17 protein-coding genes and 1 riboswitch are annotated in these 21,149 nt (G+C 36.9%); of the genes, 14 read left to right on the plus strand and 3 right to left on the minus strand.

Going from position 1 to position 21,149, the window contains the following annotated elements:
- The first annotated feature begins 27 nt into the window (after positions 1-27).
- Positions 28-129, plus strand: a riboswitch (purine riboswitch).
- Positions 130-220: 91 nt separating this feature from the next.
- The 7 genes from ACWM35_RS13880 (at position 221) to sda (ending at position 9,298) form a co-directional block, all read left to right on the plus strand.
- Positions 221-1,516: an NCS2 family permease gene (locus ACWM35_RS13880; RefSeq protein WP_454819366.1), complete on the plus strand. Its 1,296-nt coding sequence runs from the start codon at positions 221-223 to the stop codon at positions 1,514-1,516.
- Positions 1,517-1,822: 306 nt separating this feature from the next.
- The gene (locus ACWM35_RS13885) at positions 1,823-2,971 is read left to right on the plus strand and encodes an iron-containing alcohol dehydrogenase (protein WP_454819368.1); all 1,149 of its coding nucleotides are present in this window, start codon (positions 1,823-1,825) and stop codon (positions 2,969-2,971) included.
- A 14-nt stretch (positions 2,972-2,985) separates the two neighbouring features.
- Complete coding sequence (locus tag ACWM35_RS13890; protein WP_454819370.1) at positions 2,986-4,632, plus strand: ATP-binding protein; 1,647 nt, start codon at positions 2,986-2,988, stop codon at positions 4,630-4,632.
- A complete protein-coding gene (locus tag ACWM35_RS13895) occupies positions 4,629-6,104 on the plus strand; it encodes a sigma-54-dependent transcriptional regulator (RefSeq protein WP_454819372.1) in 1,476 nt (491 codons plus the stop codon). Before ACWM35_RS13890 ends, ACWM35_RS13895 begins: the two co-directional genes overlap by 4 nt.
- 357 nt (positions 6,105-6,461) lie before the next feature.
- Complete coding sequence (gene adhP, locus ACWM35_RS13900; protein WP_454819488.1) at positions 6,462-7,475, plus strand: alcohol dehydrogenase AdhP; 1,014 nt, start codon at positions 6,462-6,464, stop codon at positions 7,473-7,475.
- Positions 7,476-7,579: 104 nt separating this feature from the next.
- The gene (locus ACWM35_RS13905) at positions 7,580-9,055 is read left to right on the plus strand and encodes an aldehyde dehydrogenase family protein (protein ID WP_454819489.1); all 1,476 of its coding nucleotides are present in this window, start codon (positions 7,580-7,582) and stop codon (positions 9,053-9,055) included.
- A gap of 126 nt (positions 9,056-9,181) precedes the next feature.
- Positions 9,182-9,298, plus strand: a complete 117-nt coding sequence (gene sda / locus ACWM35_RS13910; RefSeq protein WP_454819490.1) for a sporulation histidine kinase inhibitor Sda — start codon at positions 9,182-9,184, stop codon at positions 9,296-9,298.
- A gap of 60 nt (positions 9,299-9,358) precedes the next feature.
- On the opposite strand, the gene ACWM35_RS13915 is transcribed toward sda, so the two are convergent.
- Together ACWM35_RS13915 and ACWM35_RS13920 are read right to left on the minus strand one after the other, a co-directional pair.
- Positions 9,359-9,547: a DUF4177 domain-containing protein gene (locus ACWM35_RS13915; protein WP_454819374.1), complete on the minus strand. Its 189-nt coding sequence runs from the start codon at positions 9,545-9,547 to the stop codon at positions 9,359-9,361.
- Between the two features lie 52 nt (positions 9,548-9,599).
- Positions 9,600-10,886 carry an NCS2 family permease gene (locus ACWM35_RS13920; RefSeq protein ID WP_454819376.1) on the minus strand — a complete coding sequence of 429 codons (1,287 nt, stop codon included), beginning with the start codon at positions 10,884-10,886 and terminating at the stop codon, positions 9,600-9,602.
- Positions 10,887-11,044: 158 nt separating this feature from the next.
- Here ACWM35_RS13920 and ACWM35_RS13925 point away from each other — a divergent pair, with 158 nt between their 5' ends.
- Positions 11,045-11,923 carry a LysR family transcriptional regulator gene (locus ACWM35_RS13925; protein WP_454819378.1) on the plus strand — a complete coding sequence of 293 codons (879 nt, stop codon included), beginning with the start codon at positions 11,045-11,047 and terminating at the stop codon, positions 11,921-11,923.
- Between the two features lie 51 nt (positions 11,924-11,974).
- Here ACWM35_RS13925 and pdxR read toward each other — a convergent pair whose 3' ends face one another.
- Positions 11,975-13,405 (minus strand): MocR-like pyridoxine biosynthesis transcription factor PdxR, encoded by a 1,431-nt coding sequence (gene pdxR, locus ACWM35_RS13930; protein ID WP_454819380.1) that lies wholly within the window; start codon positions 13,403-13,405, stop codon positions 11,975-11,977.
- 112 nt (positions 13,406-13,517) lie between these two features.
- On the opposite strand from pdxR, the gene ACWM35_RS13935 reads away from it, so the two are divergent.
- The 6 genes from ACWM35_RS13935 to ACWM35_RS13960 all read left to right on the plus strand — a co-directional run bounded on the left by ACWM35_RS13935 (position 13,518) and on the right by ACWM35_RS13960 (position 21,149).
- On the plus strand, positions 13,518-14,210 hold the full coding sequence (locus ACWM35_RS13935; RefSeq protein WP_454819381.1) for an aspartate/glutamate racemase family protein: 693 nt from the start codon (positions 13,518-13,520) through the stop codon (positions 14,208-14,210).
- A 298-nt stretch (positions 14,211-14,508) separates the two neighbouring features.
- On the plus strand, positions 14,509-15,486 hold the full coding sequence (locus tag ACWM35_RS13940; RefSeq protein WP_454819382.1) for a sugar-binding protein: 978 nt from the start codon (positions 14,509-14,511) through the stop codon (positions 15,484-15,486).
- 5 nt (positions 15,487-15,491) lie between these two features.
- Positions 15,492-16,931, plus strand: a complete 1,440-nt coding sequence (locus ACWM35_RS13945) for a sensor histidine kinase (protein ID WP_454819383.1) — start codon at positions 15,492-15,494, stop codon at positions 16,929-16,931.
- A gap of 21 nt (positions 16,932-16,952) precedes the next feature.
- Positions 16,953-18,287 carry a response regulator gene (locus ACWM35_RS13950; protein ID WP_454819384.1) on the plus strand — a complete coding sequence of 445 codons (1,335 nt, stop codon included), beginning with the start codon at positions 16,953-16,955 and terminating at the stop codon, positions 18,285-18,287.
- A gap of 228 nt (positions 18,288-18,515) precedes the next feature.
- The gene (gene xylF, locus ACWM35_RS13955) at positions 18,516-19,568 is read left to right on the plus strand and encodes a D-xylose ABC transporter substrate-binding protein (RefSeq protein WP_454819491.1); all 1,053 of its coding nucleotides are present in this window, start codon (positions 18,516-18,518) and stop codon (positions 19,566-19,568) included.
- A 66-nt stretch (positions 19,569-19,634) separates the two neighbouring features.
- Positions 19,635-21,149 (plus strand): xylose ABC transporter ATP-binding protein, encoded by a 1,515-nt coding sequence (locus tag ACWM35_RS13960; RefSeq protein WP_454819385.1) that lies wholly within the window; start codon positions 19,635-19,637, stop codon positions 21,147-21,149.

Genomic DNA, 21,149 nt, shown 5'->3' on the forward strand with positions numbered 1-21,149 from the left:
AATGTTCCTTGTTAGTATTTTCTCTATTGATTTTATATTTATTTACCTTGTATATGTTCAAGAATATGGCTTGAACGTTTCTACCGGGCTGCCGTAAATGGCCTGTCTACAAGGGGCAATGATAGTGATAGAGTTGTAGACTATTTATTGACCTTGTAGAACATTCCTCCGGCAGTATGCCGGGGGATTTTTTTATTTTACTTGATCTGGAGGTCACAACATGAAAAACTACTTTCAATTTTCCGAACGGAACACTTCCTTTAAACAGGAAAGTGTGGCGGGAATTACAACGTTTCTTTCAATGGCTTATATTCTCGTCGTCAATCCAGTCATCCTTAGTCAAACGGGGATGGATAAAGGAGCGTTATTCACGGCAACAGCTCTATCCGCCATTATTGGCTCGCTTCTCATTGGTTTGATCGCCAATTATCCGATTGGCATTGCTCCAAGTATGGGAATCAATGCTTTCTTTACCTTTACAGTATGCATTGGCATGAAAATACCTTGGGAAACGGCGTTGGCAGGGGTATTTATGGCTGGAGTATTATTCGTAATTCTAAGCTTATTAAAAATCCGTGAAAAGATTATTAATGTGATTCCCCAAGATTTAAAACATGCGATTGCTGGAGGAATTGGTTTCTTTGTCGCCTTTATCGGTCTAAAAAATGCAGGGCTTGTTATCGCGGATGAAGCCACTTTTGTGGCGATTGGAAATCTCAAATCTGCCCCAACTCTCCTTGCGATTGCTGGATTTATCATTACGATTATTCTCTTAAATAAAGGGATAAAGGGCGGAATTTTTTACGGAATGGTGCTGTCAACCAGCATTGGTATCACATTTGGAATTATTAAAACCCCTGATGCTATCATTGGAAAAATACCAAGCTTGGAACCTACCTTTGGTGTGGTATTCGAAAATTTGGATGACATCTTTTCACCAAAAGTGCTTGCCGTTATTTTTACGTTTTTGTTCGTTGCATTTTTTGATACAGCCGGTGCGCTGATTGCCATTGCCAGCCAGGCAGGCTTAATGAAGAATAACGAGATTCCTAATGGGGGGAAAGCACTCCTCGCTGACTCAATGTCTACCGTTATTGGAGCTGTACTGGGTACATCTACTACTGCCTCAATGGTTGAATCCTCTTCTGGAATTGCAGCTGGTGGCCGGACAGGCTTTACATCCATCGTTATTTCGGCATGCTTTATTATTTCCTTATTTTTCTCGCCTGTGTTATCGATTGTCACTCCCGAGGTAACTGCCCCAGCACTTATTATTGTTGGTGCTATGATGGCGACTGAAATTAGCAAGATTCATTGGGGCAATTTGGCCATCGTCATTCCAAGCTTTATTACGATCATTATGATGCCTTTGACATACAGTATTGCAACAGGGATTGCCCTAGGGTTCGTGCTATACCCAATTAGTATGATCGCTATGAAAAAAACAGGTGAAATTCATCCGATCATGTATGTTCTATGTTTAACATTTATTGGCTATTTTGTTTATGTTATTTAAAAAAATACAATAAGACAATAAACAATATAACATTCACAAATGTTGATATATCAATGTTTGAGAGTGTTTTTTGATTTTCTGGGAAGTGATTCATCATAACTTATGAAACGAGAAAGTAGAAATTCTTAAAGTAAGCAGGAATTTTCATATTTCATAGATAAGTAATATAAGAACTATTCTGTAAATTCGGAAGAAATAGTGATTGTTTATTCAACGATTGGGTTTGGTTGAAATCTTAATCATAGTGAATTAAAAAAGGCTAAAACCCCCTTATTCAGAGCGACGCGAAAGGATTGTCCCAAAATCATGATTATAAATAAATTTATTACACCTGAAATTATTTTTGGTAAAAACGCTATAAGGCAAGCGGGTGAGGCTTGTTTACGACTTGGAGCGAAAAAAGTATTAATTGTAAGTGATGTTGGTGTTGCGAAGGCTGGATGGCTGGAAAAAGTGATGGAAATCTGCAAAGAATCCTTTTTGCCATTTGCAACCTTTAGCGAGTTAACCACGGATCCAAAGGATACGGAAGTTGTGAAGGGCTGCCGTGCATTTATTGAAAATGAATGTGATGCCATTATTGGTGTTGGAGGGGGAAGCGCGTTAGACGTAGCGAAAGCCATTGCCATCCTTGCTACGAACGGTGGGAAAATCAGTGATTATGAGGGGATAGATAAAATTGAAAAACCGCTTCCCCCAATGATTATGATTATGACAACGGCTGGATCAGGATCTGAAGTATCACAATTTTCTATCATTGTTGACTCAAACCGAAAAAAGAAAATGACCATCATATCTAAATCATTGGTGCCCGATATTGCGATTATTGACCCCTATACTCTCGTGACAAAAGACAGTAGTTTAACCGCAGCAACGGGGATGGATGTTCTCACGCATGCAATTGAAGCATATGTCAGCATAGCTGCTACACCACTTACAGATGTACAGGCTAAAAATGCACTTACCCTTGTCTCCACCTATTTACGTCCCTCCGTTGCATCTAAAACAAATGAGGAGGCGAAGGAAGCGATGGCAATGGCTAGTTTGCAAGCTGGACTTGCCTTTTCTAATGCCATCCTTGGTGCAGCACACGCAATTTCACATGCGATCGGAGGAAGGTTTCCCCTGCCTCATGGTGAAATAAACGCCATTCTACTACCTTATGTTATGGATTTTAATTTTATTGCAGCTCCTAAACGATTTTTAGACATTGCTGAATGTATGGGGATTGATGCAAGGGGATTGACACAAAGGGAAGCAGGGAATGCCGCTATTCAATTTGTAAATGAGCTATCCATTGATATCGGAATACCTAAACGGTTACGAGAGGTAGGCATTACCGAAAGTGTGATTGAGTCTATAAGTCAAACAGCACTAGAAGACGCATGTATGATTACCAATCCCCGTGATATGAGTCTTGAACAAGTTAAATTCTTATTAAAAAAAGTATTATAAGGTGGTGAATCAACATGCTGGAAGACAAGCTTGAGATGATTGCTCTTTTAACCGGTGTAGATTCTTCCAAAAAAAATTATTATACAGAATTAAAAAAAACAGTGGAGCAATTAAAAAAGAAGAATATGCAGCTAGAAATTATGAATGAAGTGATGAAAAGTATTAAGATTGATATGTCGTTAGAAGATATTTTAAATAACATCATTGATAAATTAAGAATGCTTGTTCATTTTGATCGATTGAGTTTTTTTATGTTAAACAATGACACTCTCACTTTAAAAAAGGATTTTCCTGAAAAGTTCTGTCTTGAAATAAAAACCACAATACCAAAAGAATGCTCGCTATATTGGTCTGCATTAAAAAATCGGCAAATCATTTTCCGCCATTTAAAGGATGCTGTCGATGGCTTTTATGAAAAGAAATACTTGACTGGTCTTCAATTAAGTTCCATTTTGGTACTACCCATTTATAGTAAAAACAATGGGATTGGAATTTTAAGTATCGGTCGCAAAGATGGAACGGAATGGAGTACAGATGAACTTGCATTTTTAGAGCAACTTACTGATCATTTAGCCGTTAGCATTGAAAATGCCCAATTATACAGTGAAGTATTACGTTCGAAACAGGAATGGGAGGATACATTTAAAGCTGTTGATGAGATGATTATTGTTTTTGATAAAGATTTGAATGTTCTTCGGTTTAACGATTCAGTAAAAACCTTTATTGCTAATAGTGAAAAATCCAATTTCTTCGTATTAGAAGATCACTGTAAAACACTTGTAAAAGAAACGTTTCAAACCCAAAAAGCAGCTTATAAAGAAATTCATCTACAAAATCTTTCTATTTGTGAGCTGTATACGTATCCGGTTTATAATAATGAACATATCGTTTATGGAGTAATCGCTTATATCAAGGATGTAACTGTAAAAAGGAAAATGGAGGTACAATTGCTCCATTCAGGAAAACTAGCGGCAATAGGGGAAATGGCAGCAGGAGTAGCTCATGAATTAAACAGTCCATTAACCGCAATATTAGGTAATTCTCAACTTTTATTAAGAAATGTAAACAAGGATGACCCTTTGTATATCCTATTAAACGACATAAAAAATTGTGGAGATCGCTGTAAACGAATCATTAAAAGTCTGCTCACTTTTTCTCGACAGGATGAGTACTTGTTTGATTCTTATTCTGTAAACGATGCCGTAAAACAAATTCTCAATCTCCTAAAGTATCAGTTAGAAAAAAATCAGATCAACATAAAAGTCATTCTTCAAGAGGATTTGCCGCTGATTGAGGGAAACCAACAACAGGTTGAACAAATTATCATTAATTTACTTTTAAATGCAAAGGATGCGGTGGAGCATTCTGCAAGAAAAAACAAGGAAATCATCATAAAAACATCACTACAGTCTAATGAAGTTCATTTATCCGTGATAGATAACGGGATTGGAATAGAAGAAAACCGATTATCTGAAATCTTTCATCCTTTTCATACAACAAAAGAATCGGAAAAAGGTACGGGATTAGGTCTATCAGTGAGTATAGGTATTGCCAAAGCACATAGTGGAACCATCGAGGTGGGCAGTCAACTCAGTGAAGGCAGTACATTTACATTAAAATTGCCTCTGCAGCAATCAAAATATGTTGGGGTGATGTCATGACAAACCTATTAATTATTGATGACGAAATAGAAATTGGTCATTTTTTATCGCACCTTTTTATGTCGAAAGGATACGATGTCAAGGTTGTCAATAGTGGAAAGGATTTTTATAACATAGATTTTACCCAGCAAGCTTTCCATGCTGCGATGATTGATTTAAAACTACCGGATGGGAATGGTCTAACCTTATTACAGCATTTAAAAAAATTTCAGCCAAGATGTATAGCGATCATTATGACAGGCTACAGTACCATTAGAACAGCCGTTGAAGCCATTAAGTTAGGTGCAAGTGATTATATTGAAAAACCGTTTGATGATATTGATTTATTAGAAACGCAAATTGATAATCTGATTGTTTCAAATGTTACCTCTGATCTGCAACATGTTCGGGACTTAGCCACTGATGTGGGACTTATTGTTGGCAAAAATGAGACGATGAATCAGCTAATCCAAACGGCTTATAAAGTGGCGGGAAAGAATGTAAATGTTTTAATAGAGGGTGAAACAGGAACTGGAAAAGAAGTTTTATCACGTTTTATTCATCAAGCGAGTAGAAGGAGTCATGAATCTTTTATCGGTGTAAACTGTGGGGCAATATCTGAATCACTTTTAGATAGTGAACTATTTGGTCACGAAAAAGGGGCATTTACAGGGGCAACACAACAACGAAAAGGGCTGTTTGAAATAGCTAGTAAAGGGACTTTGTTTCTTGATGAAATTGCTGAAGCCTCTCCCTCTATCCAAGTGAAGCTGCTTCGTGTCCTCGAAACACGTGAATTTATGCGTGTAGGGAGTGAAAATATTTTTCATACCAATACTCGTTTACTTGCAGCAACAAATGAAAACCTTCAGGAAGCCGTTCAACAAAAAAAATTTAGAGAAGATTTATTTTACCGGCTAAATGTTGTTCATCTAAAAATTCCTCCTCTACGGGAAAGAAAGGAAGATATTCCTTTATTAATTGAATACTGTCTAAAACGCTATCCCAAAATAGATATCTCCTTCTCCGAAGATGCAATGGAAGTATTACAAAACTATGAATGGGCGGGGAATGTCCGTGAATTATCCAACTTTATTACAAGAGTCGTGACATTATCTGATTCTAATCATGCGCGAATTACGGCAGACAATTTGCCGTTAAACAGTAAGCTTACCAGAACGACTACTCTAGTAAAAACGAAGAAACGAGTAGATGCAGGTACTCGAGAAAGTAATCTCGAACGTTATTTACAAAAATGGATTAGACAAACTCTAAACGTCTTTGAGCAAAAAGATGGAATTCGTTTAGAAGAGGTTCTTTCTCAAGTTAAACAGTTGGAGTCGCATATAGGAAAAGCATTTGTTTTACGGACATTAAAAGAAACTTACGGAAATCGAAAAGAAGCGGCCAATAGATTACAAATTACAATAAGAAAATTAAGGTACCTTTTAAACGAAAAAAAAGACGGACCCGAAAGTATAGATGTTGATTGAAAACGCATATAAATAAAAGAATGATGGCTCCAAATGATAGGATCCCCTTGTAGTAGACCTGATAAATCACGGTTTACAGCAGAGGGGATTTTTTATGTGTGAAAGGGTGAAGGAGCTAAGGAATAGTGTTTGTAAACTTGTGATTCTTATTTGAGTCTAACAATTAATTGTCATTTCTCAACGCAATTACGGCTGAGTCGGGCCGATTTTTCGGCACTAAAGGAGAAGGAGCAAGTAGAAAACCTGTAATGGAAGCGTTTTAAAAGTTGGCACAGATTTTGCATATTTAATAGTGAATGCGAATTTGAGGAGGAGTGGTTTTATATGTGTAATCATAACAATGGAAATAGCAGAATGATGAAAGCTGCCGTGGTAAATGAGTTTAAACAACAATTAGAAATTAAGGAAGTACCAGTGCCAGAATTAGAGTATGGTGAAATCCTCGTCAAAATAAAAGCTTGTGGTGTTTGTCATACTGACTTGCATGCTGCTCATGGGGATTGGCCAGTAAAGCCCAAACTTCCACTTATTCCAGGTCATGAAGGGGTTGGAATCGTTGAAGTGGTAGGGGAAGGGGTTACATCCATAAAAGTAGGAGACCGCGTTGGCATTCCATGGCTATATTCAGCTTGTGGTGAATGTGAGTATTGCTTAACCGGACGTGAAACATTATGTCCAGATCAATTAAATGCAGGCTATTCAGTAGATGGAGCTTATGCAGAATATTGTAAGGCTCCGGCAAACTACGTGGTGAAAATTCCGGAGAATCTAGATTTTGCTGAAGTATCTCCCATTTTCTGTGCAGGGGTCACTACTTATAAAGCATTAAAAGTTGCAGATGCAAAACCTAGTGATTGGGTTGCGATTTATGGAATAGGCGGTCTTGGTCATGTTGCATTACAGTATGCGAAAGCGATGGGTTTTAATGTCATTGCGGTTGATATTCAAGATGACAAACTGGAATTAGCTAAAGAATTAGGTGCTGACCTTGTCATAAATGGCTTAAAAGTAGATCCTATTCAAGAAATTAAGGAGCAAGTAGGCGGGGTTCAGGCTGCAGTTAGTGTTGCCGTAACGAAAAAAGCATTTGAACAAGCGTACGGTTCGGTGAAAAGAGGCGGAACACTTGTTGTCGTAGGTCTACCAAACGATGAATTACCAATTCCTATTTTTGATACTGTATTAAATGGAGTAACCGTGAAAGGATCCATAGTAGGGACAAGAAAGGATTTACAAGAAGCGATCGAATTCGCAGCACAAGGAAAAGTACGGACGAATATAGAAGTCCAACCGCTTGGCCAAATTAATGATGTCTTTGACAGAATGGCAAGTGGGAAAATTAATGGCCGTGTTGTTCTTTCGATGTCGTAAGGTGTATCTTTTTTAAAAACACAGGGGTATTCATACATACCCCTATGTTTCTATGAAATTCTTTTATAGATTAGGAGGCGGAATGTATGCAAAATGTTAGTGCAATGGATAGGGAATTAAAAGCTAGATTAATAGAATTTTTGAATGGACCAAAACAACTATTCATTAATGGAGAATGGGTAGATTCGATTTCCGGTAAAACATTTGAAACGGTCAATCCTGCAACGGGTGAAAAAATAGCTGATGTTGCTGAGGCAGGTCCAGAAGATATTGATGTAGCTGTAAAATCTGCAAGAGAAGCTTTTGATCATGGCAGATGGTCTAGAATGGGAACCGCGGAGAGAAGCCGCTTAATCTACAAACTGGCTGATTTAATTGAAGAACATAAGGTAGAGCTTGCACAGTTAGAAACACTAGATAATGGGAAACCAATTCGTGAAACGTCAAATGCTGATATTCCATTAGCTATCGAACATTTTCGTTATTTTGCTGGATGGACAACCAAAATTGTCGGACAAACCATCCCTGTACAAGGAAATTATTTTAATTATACACGTCATGAAGCAGTAGGTGTAGTTGGACAAATCATTCCTTGGAACTTCCCCTTATTAATGGCAGCATGGAAGCTTGGTGCTGCACTTGCAACGGGTTGTACCGTTGTGTTAAAACCAGCGGAACAAACACCACTATCCGCGTTATATCTAGCAAAATTGATTAATGAAGCAGGGTTCCCAAAAGGGGTTGTCAACGTTGTACCTGGCTATGGTAATGCAGCAGGTGCACCACTTGTGAATCATCCATTAGTGGATAAAGTTGCTTTTACAGGTTCCACAAAAGTCGGCAAATCGATTATGAGTCAGGTAAGCCAATCATTAAAACGAGTGACACTCGAGCTTGGTGGAAAATCCCCCAACATCATTTTACCTGACGCCGATCTTTCCAAAGCGGTTCCGGGTTCATTGATGGGAATTATGTTTAATCAGGGACAAGTTTGCTGCGCGGGAAGCCGTTTATATGTGCAGAAGAAACAATACGATAATGTGGTAGCCGATCTTGTGTCTTTGACAAAAGACATTAATCAGGGGAATGGTTTATTACAGGAAACGACAATGGGACCACTGATCTCCCTTCAGCAGCAAAATCGTGTAAAAAGTTATATCGAGAAAGGAATGGAAGAAGGGGCTGAAGTACTTACAGGGGGGAATATCCCGTACAATCAAGGTTATTTTGTTGCTCCAACCATCTTTTCAGATGTAAACCATTCCATGACCATTGCCAAAGAAGAAATTTTCGGACCTGTTGTGGCTGCCATGCCATTTGATGATATTGATGACCTTGTAGAGAAAGCAAATGACTCAAATTATGGCTTAGCAGCAGGTGTTTGGACGCAGGATATTAAGAAAGCTCATTATCTTGCACACCGAATTAAAGCCGGTACGATTTGGGTAAATTGCTATAATGTCTTCGATGCCGCAAGCCCATTTGGAGGATATAAGCAATCCGGTATTGGCCGTGAAATGGGCAGTTATGCCTTGGAAAATTATACTGAAGTGAAGAGTGTATGGGTGAATATGGAATAAACCAGATAACTCGATTCTAGTACAAAATCTACTAAAGGTTAAAAGTGATGAGTCACAACTTCCTCACAATTCACAATACTTAAATGTGTGTCAAAGAGAAAAGGTGAATAAATCATGATTTAAAGGATCAGCGATGAATTATTACTTGAAACTTATGTGAAGGCAGTAAAATTAAAAGTTAATTCAGGTTTTATTGATTTGCTTCGAAATGAGATTAATAGAAGACATCATTTAATTAGATAAAAAATAACCCCTTTACTTTCAAACAAATTGAAAGTAAGGGGTTATGAGAATAGTAATGTATTAGGAAACAGCTCTTTCAAAAATAAGTTCAAAAAAGGAAGAAGAACCATTTCCAGATGTAACTGGAGCGAAAACTTGGATAAATCGCCAGCCATCCTTTGCGTGGTTGGCGATTGTTTCATGATAATTCTCTTTTGGTTCATTATTCCATCTGCTTAGATTAATTTTTACAAATTTATACTCGTACATTTTTGAACCCCCAATTTAGGTAATATAGATTTTTGGCCACTGAGCTTTTTCTTTAAAACGCGTACTGAATAACAAAATTGGTCATAAAAAGAATGGCAATCATATAAAGTGCAGGGTGTATGTCTCTGCCCTTACCCATGAAGAGTTTTAACAAAGGGTATAGAATAAAGCCAATTGCCATGCCATCCGCAATACTATAGGTTAAAGGAATCAAAACAATGATTAGTAATGCGGGAAAGCTTTCAGTGAAATCGTCCATGGAAATATGAACGATATTTTGCAGCATTAGAACCCCGATTAATATTAGAATAGGTGAAACCGCACTTGCAGGTACCAATTTAATGAGAGGGATAAACAATATCGAAATAAGAAACAATAATCCAGTTACAATGCTTGTTAAACCTGTTCTTCCTCCTGCGGTGATTCCTGCTGCTGATTCTACAGATGCGACCGTGGGACTCGTTCCAAAGATTCCAGAAGATAACACGGAAACCGCTGTAGCTTGAAGAGATTTCTTGCTGCTCTCTGGACGATTTAGCATTTTACTCTGACCATGAATCAAGCCTATATTTTCAAATACAACTACCATTGCGAAAGAGACAGTAGTTAACCAGAATACGATATTTCCAGCTTGTGCAAACGATAGATGGCCAAACACCCCAAGGTATTCATGAAACGAAGGCAATGTTAGAGAAATCCCTTCAAAATCAGATCCACCGAGCATGATGGATAAAATCGAGGTGATCACAATACTTAATAAAAGGTTTCCTGGAATATTTTTAATAAATAAAAAGACCGTAATGATCAAACCAATAAAGGTAGTAATCACTGAGGGACTGCTTAAATCCCCAATTGCAAGCAAGGTGTGATTAGAATTCGTAATAATTCTAGCGTTATCAAAGCCAATGAGGATCAACAAGATTCCAATCCCAATCGTGATGGCTTCTTTTAAGGAATTAGGAATAGAGGAGGTAATCACCTTTGCTATTGGTGTAAAGGCAATTCCCGCAAAGATTATCCCCGTTACAAATACCATCGCCAAAGCTTCCTGCCAAGTAAATCCCCCAGATTGTACAATTGTAAAAGTAAACATTGCATTGAGCCCCATGCCTGGAATGAGTAGCAGTGGGGTATTACTCCATAATCCAACAATGATACATCCAAAAGAACTGGTCACAATCGTCGCGATTATTCCTGCCTCCAGCGGAATTCCAGCTGCTTCCAAAATCGTTGCATTGACAATAATTATGTAGACAGCAGTGATATAGGAAATAAAGCCTGCAGAAAATTCTTTTCCTACTGTCGTACTATGTTGATGTAATTTAAAAAAGCGATCCATGTCTATCTCTCCTAACAGGAATATGTGCAACTACGCCTCTGTCTTCGCCAATCGGCGAGTTTTCTTTATTCGATCGTTATCGTAACATAGACAAGTACTATACGAAAAATATATAATTTATATCAAAACCATATGTTTTTTATATAGAAGGTGTAAATATGGACATTAAGCAATTACGATATTTTATTGCCATAGTGGAAGAAAAGAATATAACAGCTGCGGCAAAACGACTACATATGTCACAGCCACCGCTAAGCATCCAGTTAAAACAATTGGAGGATGAGCTGGGGGTGCATTTAATTGAGCGAAATGGCAAAAGTATGGAATTAACGGATAAAGGCCTAGTCCTCTATCAACATGCTTTACATCTTATAAACCGTTTCGAAGAAATAAAAAATGAGTTACAGGATACTGAGGAGGGGAAAAAGGGGGCCCTGCATGTGGGGATTAATACGTTATCGGTTTTAGGATTTTCGGAAATGATCCAATCCTTCCACAAGAATTATCCGCTAGTTTCCTTAAAAATTGTTCTAAATGATTCCTTTTATTTAGCTGAATTGGTTAAATCGAGAGCAATTGAAATGGCATTTGTACGTCTTCCACTTGAACATCGAGGTTTATCCTATCATCATCTTATTGATGAGCCATTTGTTTTCGTAAGTAATAAAGTAATACAAGAAATTTCTTTAGAGGAGATTGCTGAGTGGGACCTTATTATTCCAAGTACAGAAGGCCTGGGTATCTATGATACTATTCTTGAAGTCTTTTCGAGGCAGGAGCTAGACCTAACGATTATTGCGGAGTGTTCTAGTATGCATGTATTAATGGAAATGGTAAAGGGAGGAATGGGGGCAACGATTGTTCCAAAATCAGTTTTTGATGTTTATGGAGCTAAAAGTCTTTACTCTACACCGATCAGCAATGCCACTATGTCTTCATCTGTAGGCGTCATTTGGTTAGAAAATCATTATGTCTCTACTCCTGCCAAAAAATTCATGGAAATAGTGAAAACTTACTATCAGATTTCACTATTTTAACACTGGGAGCAAGCTTTATCAGATTTAAAAAAGCAGTGAAACAACAAGTCTTTATTGATTACTTGTTGATTCACTGCTTTGTTGTCTGTTCTGATAGCTTTCAATCGCTTCTCTAAGCCTCCTAACGCCTTCTTCTATTTTTTCTAGAGAAAGGCTCCCATATCCAAGCACCATTTTATTACTATGGGTATCCTTTACGAGTGAGTAATGGTCGACAGAATAAACTAAAACTCCATAATTTTGAAGCCAGTCTATTAATGGTTCATGAATCTCGACTTGAGGGATTTCTACTACTAAATGCATCCCTGCCGCATGTCCTAAAATGATGCAGTCTGGAAAGTGGCTTTTTAAATTTTTTACTAGTGACTCGCGTCTTTGTTTATAGATCCGTTTCATTTTACGAATGTGTCGATCAAAATGTCCTTCTCGCATAAATCTAGTAAGAATCAACTGCTCGAGGGAGGAATGGTGTCGGTCGGTATACCATTTCATTTTTTTAAAGGGTTCAATGAGTACTTGAGGTAACACAACATAACCAATTCTTAAGCCAGGGGATAGAATTTTACTAAAAGTACCAACATAGATTACCTTTTCCGGTTCAAGTCCCTGAACCGAATGAACAGGAGTCCCTTCATAGGTGAATTCACTATCATAATCATCCTCGACAATATAGCAGTTATGCTGCCGTGCATATTGAATTAACTGAATCCTCCTTTGAATGGTTAAGGTAACCCCCAACGGAAACTGATGAGAGGGTAGGACAAAAATAAAAGCAGGCGGGTTCTCTTGTGATAGACCATCCGGGTTGATACCTTTTTCATCTACGGGGATGGGGCAAAGGCTGGCTCCAGCGTAAGTAAAAATTGTTCGCATTTCGTCTGTCACGGGATCCTCCACAGCAACGAGTTTGTTTTTTTGAATGAGCAGTTCTGTGAGTAGAGACAAAGCTTGTGTTGCTCCCGAGGTAATGATGATTTGATGAGGCTCACTGTTGACACCTCTCGTTCTAAAAATATAACGGGAAATCTCTTCGCGTAATGCCAGTAAGCCCTCAGCTGACTGATATCCGAAAATCGTGTCTGGTGATTCATCACATACATCCTTCGCAAGTCGTCCCCATATTTTTCGTGGAAAATGATCCATCGCTGGAGTCGCTGCCTTGAAATCAATCATATCTTGGAGTTTATTTGTAAATAGCTCCGTATTATTTTTTCTTGGATTCGCTTGATGATTTAGAAAAAGCGAACCTGGCGCCACGAAACTACCTGATTTAGGGCGAACGATTAAATAACCTTCCGCTGCCAATTGGTCATATACCTCTAAGCAAATATTTCTGGATACTCCAAGTAAATGAGCAAGCTCTCGAGTAGAGGGTAATTTCTCGTCCGTTTTCAAATCCCCATTTAGGATATATTGCCGCAGTTGTTCATATACCTGCTGTGTTAACGTTTTGCTAAGAGTGCGATCCACTTGAAACCACATGATGATCCCTCCGATTTGAATCTGGTACTATAAAGTTTTAATGTTTTTGGCTCTGTATAGTACCAGTATAACATGTTACCTTTGTAGTAATTTACTAGGAGGCGATCATTTTATGAAAACAATCGGATTAATTGGTGGCTTAAGTTGGGAATCCACAAGTGTTTATTATCATTCTATTAACCGTTCCATTCAGCAGAAATTAGGAGGCATCCACTCGGCAAAATGCTTACTCTATTCCTTCGACTTTGAAGAAATAGCCCAGCTGCAAAGAGAAGGGGAATGGGAATTGGCTACGAAGAGGATGATCGAAGCGGCAAAAATAGTAGAGAATGGCGGGGCAGACTTAATTGCCATTTGTACCAACACCATGCATCTGATGGCAAACGAAGTACAGGAAGCAATTGAAGTACCACTTATTCATATCGTCGATTGTGTGGTAGAGGAAATTAGAACAAAAAATATCTCAAAAGTAGGATTATTAGGGACACGGTTTACCATGGAACAATCTTTTTATAAAGAACGATTAAACCAAAACGATATCGATGTCATTATTCCCGAAGAGGAAAACAGAAAAATCGTCCATGATGTCATTTTTGGAGAGTTATGTAAAGGCATCATCACAGAATCAGCGAAGGAAGCGTATTTGAATATCATCAACAAACTAGTGGAAGCTGGTGCAGAGGGGATCATCTTGGGATGTACCGAAATTCCTTTATTGATTCAGCAAACGGAGACAAGCATACCTTTATTTGACACGACGGCTATTCATGCTAATAAAATGGTTGAAAAAGCCTTAGCTGAGTAGGGGGATATCCTGCACTAAATTGAGTATCCATAATGAATAAACTACTCATTGAGCAATTTCCACTTTTAACCGTACTAGTTGATTACTAGTGCGGTTTTATAATTATTTGGAAGTCAAAACCTAGAAATATAGGAATAAACAGGACATAAGTAGTTATGTTCTCATTTATTGTTTTATTCGAAAAAACAATAATTTTACAGAATTTCCTAGTTACTGATTTCATAATTTATTGATAATTTTGATCCATCATGGTATGACTATATGTAAGTGTTTACATTTTGTGATGGAAGGTACATAAATGTTGGATCAATCTTTGAAGACAATCCTGGTCATTTTATCAGTGGTTTTTATTATTCTATTAAGTCGATTTATTATCACAGCCGAAGAGTTTAAAATCGCAGTGGATAGATTCCATGAAACGAATATAGGAGATTCTAGTAAAAATCATCTTATTTTAATTGCACAAGAATACAATAATCCATATTGGGAGGATATTAGAAAAGGGGCTGAAGAAGCTGGGGAAATTTATAATATTCTTGTAGAGTATAAAGGTCCTATTAGGAGCAATATGGAAGAACAATTAAAGCTGTTAGAAAAATCTATTGCCTCAAATCCAGATGGAATTATTGTGCAAAGTTTAAATGATGGGGAGTTTTCGCCTTTAATTGATAAGGCAATAGCGAAAGGAATTCCTGTAATAACAATAGATACAGATGCACCTTCTAGTAAACGGCTGTCATATGTAGGTACGGATAATTATTTTGCAGGACAAATGCTTGGTTATAAAGTTGTAAAAGAAATGAATGGAAAAGGAAAAGTTGGTGTCATCAGCGGAGATATATCTGCTGAGAATCAAAAATTACGTTTAAATGGTTTTCAATCAGTAATAGAAAAGCAGCCAAACATGGACATTATTGAGGTTTTATCTTCTAATATATCAAAGGTCAAAGCGGGACAACAGGCAGAAAAAATCCTACGTATACATCCTGATGTTTCGGCATTAGTTGGAACGAGCGTTCTCGATGCACCAGGAATACTAGATGCGAGAGAAAAATTACAAAGAAATGATGTCTTAATTTTCGGATTTGATGATGTAGAAGATACTTTAAATGCAATAAAAGATAAAAAAATTGCAGCAACCATGGTACAAAAACCATACCAAATGGGTTATCAATCCGTTACTATAATGAATGATTATTATCATCATTTACCAATTCCAAAGCAGTTTTTTACAAATAGTATCATTATTGATTCTACCAATGTTGACTTGGAGTGAAGGACTTGAACATACGAACAAAGTTAGTTGTTTTCATTCCGATCCTTGTTTTTCTATTAACAATCATGGCTTTTGTTATCTATCAAAGCGGGAAAATGGTGCAAAATAGCTATCATATGATGATGGAACGTGTATTGCTGTTCAAACATATTTCAAATGAGACACAAGAAAATTTATTATTGCTAAATTCTTATATACTAGATCAGAATAATGAGAGCTATGAAGAATTTAATCAGCAAAAAGAGAGATTAATCAAATTATCTGAGGATCTTGATAACGCAGATAAGGAAGAGGTACAAATCAGTAATTATACCAAAATGATTAATTCCTATTTGGATGCTGCATCTTCAGTTGTATATTATTTAAATCGAGATGATTTTGAATCCTATCTTATAAGATATGATGAGGCAGAAAAAATAGCGGGGTTTATACAGGAAGATGGCCAGCAAATTGTTGACAGTGAGCTTTCTTACTATGAACCAATCTACCGGGACATAAGAAATTATTCAGAAACGATAAATCAGCTTGGGATTCTTTTATTTATCATTGCCACTTTACTTAGTATCGTATTTGCCATTTGGATGTCACGTTCCATAACTATTCCCATTAATAGACTAGTAGATAAAGCAAGGCAAATATCGAAAGGCAATTTAGAGATTGAAACAGAAGATATAACAAAAACCAATGATGAAATGGGTATTTTAGGTAAGGCTTTTCATCAAATGCTTAAAGACTTAAAACATTATATTGCAGAAAATATTCAAGCATTGGAAAAGACCCATCTTGTTAAGGAATTAGAGTTAAAAGCACTCCAAAGTCAGATCAATCCTCATTTTTTATTTAATACACTTAATATTATTGCCAATTTAGCCTATATTGAAGGGGCTGAAAAGACAAGTGATTTAACCGCATCGACATCAAACCTAATCCGCTATAATTTACGGAAACTCGAACAGCCTGTTACTTTAAAAGATGAAGTGGAACATATTAAGGAATACTTAACCATTCAAAAGGCACGGTTCCAAGAACGGGTTTCTTTTGAGTTTGATATTGATGAATCTGTTTTAGAACAATTAATTCCTTGTTTAACGCTTCAGCCAATTTTAGAAAATGCCTTTGTCCATGGTATTGAAGACTTGGAACAAGGGGGGAAAATCATGATAACGATGAAAGATTCGGAATCCAGTGTTCTCATTCAATTAAGTGATAATGGCAATGGAATGGATGAACCAATTAGGAAGAGACTAGTAAATTTTCTTTTGGAGGAAAGAGCGGATCCTAAAGCTGATAATAAGAAATCAACAGGGCTTGGTACCATAAATGTATTTAAAAGACTTTATCTATTCTATGGAGAAAAAATGAACATTGAGATCACAAGTAATATTGGGGTTGGAACAACTGTGATCTTTAAACTGCCAAAGCTACCTATGAATCGTATCAGCTGAAAATGGATTGGGGGGGACTTTTTGTATCGAATTTTAATTGCGGATGATGAGGCAATTGAGCGCCAAGGGTTGGAACTAATGATTACACGAGCAATGCCCGGAATGTTTGAATTTTATCATGCAGAAAATGGAAGAGTTGCAATAGAAAAAGCAGAACAGAAAAAGCCGGATATCGTCTTTATGGATATAAAAATGCCGGGAATACGGGGGATTGATGCTTTAAAAGAAATTATCAGGAAAAATCCTCATGTGAAAACTGTGCTTGTAACTGCATATGATTATTTTGGCTATGCAAAGGAAGCTTGCTCGATGGGGGTTAATGATTATCTTTTAAAGCCTAGGAAGAAAGCTGAAGTGCTGGGCGTAATTGAAAAGCTAGTCAAAAAAATTGAAATGGAAAATCAGCAAAGAAGTCAGGAATTACAACAAAGAGAAACGGTTTCAACTTTATTACCTTTAGCAGAGTCTGAATTATGTCTGATTATAATGATGGATTTAATTGTTGAATCGGATTTTCATGATCTAAATGTGCTACTAAAAACTAGGATTAATAAAGGATATTCTTTGGTTATTTCCTTGCAATCAAATGAAGAAAAACAGCTTGAACATGAGAAACAGTACATATATTCAACCATTAAAAACTTCATAAAATTAAATAGTGAGGAATGCCTAGTTAGTCCTTTGATAGGGAATCGGATTACACTTTTTACGAATAATCCAGACAATCAAAATGGTCATTTGGATGTGAAAAAAAGGAGTATCGCTTTTGCAGAAAAGATCCATCATTTTATTGAGAGAGAATATCGAATAAGTACTAATATTGGTATTGGAACCGTACGAGCAGGATTGGAAGGACTTCGTTGTTCTTATTATGAAGCAACAATTGCATTAAGTAATGGTTGTAAAGGAAATGCCATACGTTATTATTCTGAAGTAAATAGAGATGATCAACAAGAAATCATATTAAATATTGGAGAACAACTACTAAGAGAATTAAACATAAAAGAAAAGGAAGCAAAGACTGATTCACTAATTGACCGTGCAAAGCAGTATATGGAAGAAAATTATTCAAGGGATATCAGCATGGAATTAGTGGCAGAAGTAATGAATCTAAGTCCTTATTACTTTAGTAAAATTTTTAAAAAGATGGAAGGTATAACATTTATCGATTATTTAACCCTATTAAGGATTAATAAATCAAAAGTGTTGTTACATGATCAAAATTTAAGTTTAAAGGAAATCTGTTTTCAAGTTGGATACAATGATCCCAATTATTTTAGTCGAGTATTTAAAAAAGTAACTGAATTATCTCCATCAGATTATCGGTATCAAGTGACTAAATCCTATTCTTCCTAGATTAGGATTTTTTTGTTATTTAGACGACAAGATAGTGCTAGAAAGAGAACAATAATGTTAACGTTTCCAAACGGCCGCATAAAAGTGAAGAATGAACACAAATCAGTACAGATGGTTGTTTGTCTTTACAGTTTCGTTGCATGGTATATTCAAGTTGAAAGCGATAACAAATGATTTAGGAGGAAAATCAAGATGGTTAAATGGGGAAAAAGCATTAAATTTGGGGTAATGAGTCTTTTATTAACTTCAACTATTTCAGGTTGTGGAATTATTTCTTCTGGCGAAGAAGCTTCAAGTAAAGATGCAAAAAAAGATGATAATAAAATCGTGATTGGCTTATCCATGGACACTCTAAAGGAAGAGCGTTGGCAAAAGGATCGGGATTTATTTGAAGCAAAAGTTGAAGCGCTTGGAGGAGAAGTAAAAACATTATCTGCAAGTGGTGATGATGCTCTCCAATTAAGTCAGGCAGAGCAATTAATTTCAGAAGGCGTGGATGTACTAGTAGTCATTCCGCATAATGCAGAAGCCACAGCTGCCATTGTTCAAAAAGCACACGCTGAAGGAGTAGAAGTCATTTCATATGACCGGCTAATAAAAAATTCCGATGTCGATTACTATCTTTCCTTTGATAATGTACGTGTGGGAGAAATGCAAGCACAAGCCATTGTTGACAAAGTATCTACAGGTAACTTTGTCTATATTGGTGGGGCAGATACAGATAATAACGCACATATGTTCAAAGAGGGAGCTATGAATATTCTAAAACCACTGGTTGATAGCGGGAAAATTAAATTAGTTTACGATCAATTCTCTAAAGACTGGAAGCCTGAGGAAGCCCTAAAGAATATGGAAAATGCCTTAACAGCTAATAATAACAATATTCAAGCAGTTGTTGCAGCCAATGATGGAACAGCCGGTGGTGTGGTGCAGGCGTTAAATGCACAAGGGATGGCAGGGAAAATCCCTGTTTCTGGGCAAGATGCAGATATTGCAGCTCTGCAGCGAATTGTAGAGGGTAAACAAACGATGACCGTTTACAAACCAATCCACTTAATTGCCACACAAGCAGCTGAAATGGCTATTAAGCTAGCAAACGGTGAAAAAATTGCAACAGACAAAACTGTTAATAATGGTAAAGTGGATGTTCCATCTGTATTACTGAGTCCAATCGCCGTTAATAAAGATAATATTGTGGATACAGTTATTAAGGATCATTATCAAAAACTTGAAGAAATCTATAAAAATGTACCGAAAGATCAATGGCCAAAAGTCAACTGATTCGAAGAAAAATGAGTATAAGACATTTAAGTCTTATACTCTATTTTAAAGTAGGAGTGTTCTTTAATGAGCTATATTTTAGAAATGGATCATATAACGAAAGAATTTCCTGGTGTTAAAGCATTAAACAATGTAACTCTTAAAGTTAAAAAAGGTGAGATTCATGCACTTTGTGGAGAAAATGGTGCTGGTAAATCCACACTCATGAAGGTATTAAGTGGTCTTTATCCTGCCGGAACCTATACAGGGAATATTTTAATCGATGGAAAAAAAGTAGAGTTTCATAGAATTAGAGATGCTGAGGATGCTGGTATTACCATTATTCATCAGGAATTGGCATTAGTTAAGGATATGACAATTGGTGAGAATATTTTCCTTGGCCGTGAACATAAAAAATGGGGAACGATTCAATGGGACACGCTATATCATGAAGCATCTAAGTGGCTAAAAATGGTTGGATTAAATATTAGACCAGATACATTAACACAAACACTTGGGATTGGCCAGCAGCAACTGGTTGAAATTGCCAAGGCTTTATCAAAGGATGCAAAAATATTGATTTTGGATGAACCTACTGCTGCTTTAACAGAAAGTGAAGTAGAGAAATTAATGGGCATATTAAATGATCTACGAAATCGAGGCGTTACTTGTATTTATATCTCTCACAAAATGCCAGAGGTGTTTTACCTGGCAGACAGTATTACCGTTCTGCGTGATGGGCAGACCATTAAGACACTTAAAAAGAATGAAGTAATTGAAGATGATGTAATCGCCTTAATGGTTGGGCGTGAATTAACAGAGAGATACCCAAGAGTAACTCATATTCCAGGGGAAGCAGTTTTAGATGTAAAAAACTATTCCGTTTGGAATAAAGATAAAGGTAATCAAAAGGTGATAGATAATGTTAGTTTCTCAGTACGAAAGGGGGAAATACTTGGAATAGCTGGATTAATGGGGGCAGGCCGCTCTGAACTAGTAATGAGTTTATTTGGTGCTTATGAAGGCAGAAGTGAAGGAGCAGTTTTTATTAATGGAAACAACATTCAAATCAAATCGATTAAGCATGCAATAAACGAAGGAATCGCACTAGTTACTGAAGATAGAAAGCGGTTAGGTTTAGTGCTTGATATGAGCGTGATGAAAAACACCACACTACCGAACTTAGATAGAGTGAGTAAATTTGGAATTCTCAATGATAATGAAGAATCAAAAGCAAGTGAAGCATATGTTAAAGAGCTTAGAACCAAAACAGCGTCGATTGAAACAAAGGTCGGTACATTATCAGGTGGAAACCAGCAAAAGGTTGTTCTGGCTAAATGGCTCATGTCGAATCCAACCGTTTTAATTCTAGATGAACCAACACGTGGAATCGATGTAGGTGCTAAATATGAAATCTATAATCTTATGAATAAACTTGTTGAAAATGGTGTTGCGATTATCATGATTTCTTCGGATTTACCTGAGGTATTAGGGATGAGCGATCGAATTTTGGTCATGCATGAAGGATCATTTGCGAAAGAATTTCCTTATCAAGAAGCAACTCAAGAAAATATAATGTTCGCTGCGACAGGAGGGAAATAA

Source organism: Neobacillus sp. K501 (genome assembly GCF_053749995.1).

What these genes read in the sequence shown, in the direction of transcription:
- ACWM35_RS13880 (WP_454819366.1), top strand. Translation starts at nt 221, where the DNA reads ATGAAAAACTACTTTCAATTTTCCGAACGGAACACTTCCTTTAAACAG.
- ACWM35_RS13885 (WP_454819368.1), top strand. Translation starts at nt 1,823, where the DNA reads ATGATTATAAATAAATTTATTACACCTGAAATTATTTTTGGTAAAAAC.
- ACWM35_RS13890 (WP_454819370.1), top strand. Translation starts at nt 2,986, where the DNA reads ATGCTGGAAGACAAGCTTGAGATGATTGCTCTTTTAACCGGTGTAGAT.
- ACWM35_RS13895 (WP_454819372.1), top strand. Translation starts at nt 4,629, where the DNA reads ATGACAAACCTATTAATTATTGATGACGAAATAGAAATTGGTCATTTT.
- adhP (WP_454819488.1), top strand. Translation starts at nt 6,462, where the DNA reads ATGAAAGCTGCCGTGGTAAATGAGTTTAAACAACAATTAGAAATTAAG.
- ACWM35_RS13905 (WP_454819489.1), top strand. Translation starts at nt 7,580, where the DNA reads ATGGATAGGGAATTAAAAGCTAGATTAATAGAATTTTTGAATGGACCA.
- ACWM35_RS13915 (WP_454819374.1), bottom strand. Translation starts at nt 9,547, where the DNA reads ATGTACGAGTATAAATTTGTAAAAATTAATCTAAGCAGATGGAATAAT.
- ACWM35_RS13920 (WP_454819376.1), bottom strand. Translation starts at nt 10,886, where the DNA reads ATGGATCGCTTTTTTAAATTACATCAACATAGTACGACAGTAGGAAAA.
- ACWM35_RS13925 (WP_454819378.1), top strand. Translation starts at nt 11,045, where the DNA reads ATGGACATTAAGCAATTACGATATTTTATTGCCATAGTGGAAGAAAAG.
- pdxR (WP_454819380.1), bottom strand. Translation starts at nt 13,405, where the DNA reads ATGTGGTTTCAAGTGGATCGCACTCTTAGCAAAACGTTAACACAGCAG.
- ACWM35_RS13935 (WP_454819381.1), top strand. Translation starts at nt 13,518, where the DNA reads ATGAAAACAATCGGATTAATTGGTGGCTTAAGTTGGGAATCCACAAGT.
- ACWM35_RS13940 (WP_454819382.1), top strand. Translation starts at nt 14,509, where the DNA reads ATGTTGGATCAATCTTTGAAGACAATCCTGGTCATTTTATCAGTGGTT.
- xylF (WP_454819491.1), top strand. Translation starts at nt 18,516, where the DNA reads ATGAGTCTTTTATTAACTTCAACTATTTCAGGTTGTGGAATTATTTCT.
- ACWM35_RS13960 (WP_454819385.1), top strand. Translation starts at nt 19,635, where the DNA reads ATGAGCTATATTTTAGAAATGGATCATATAACGAAAGAATTTCCTGGT.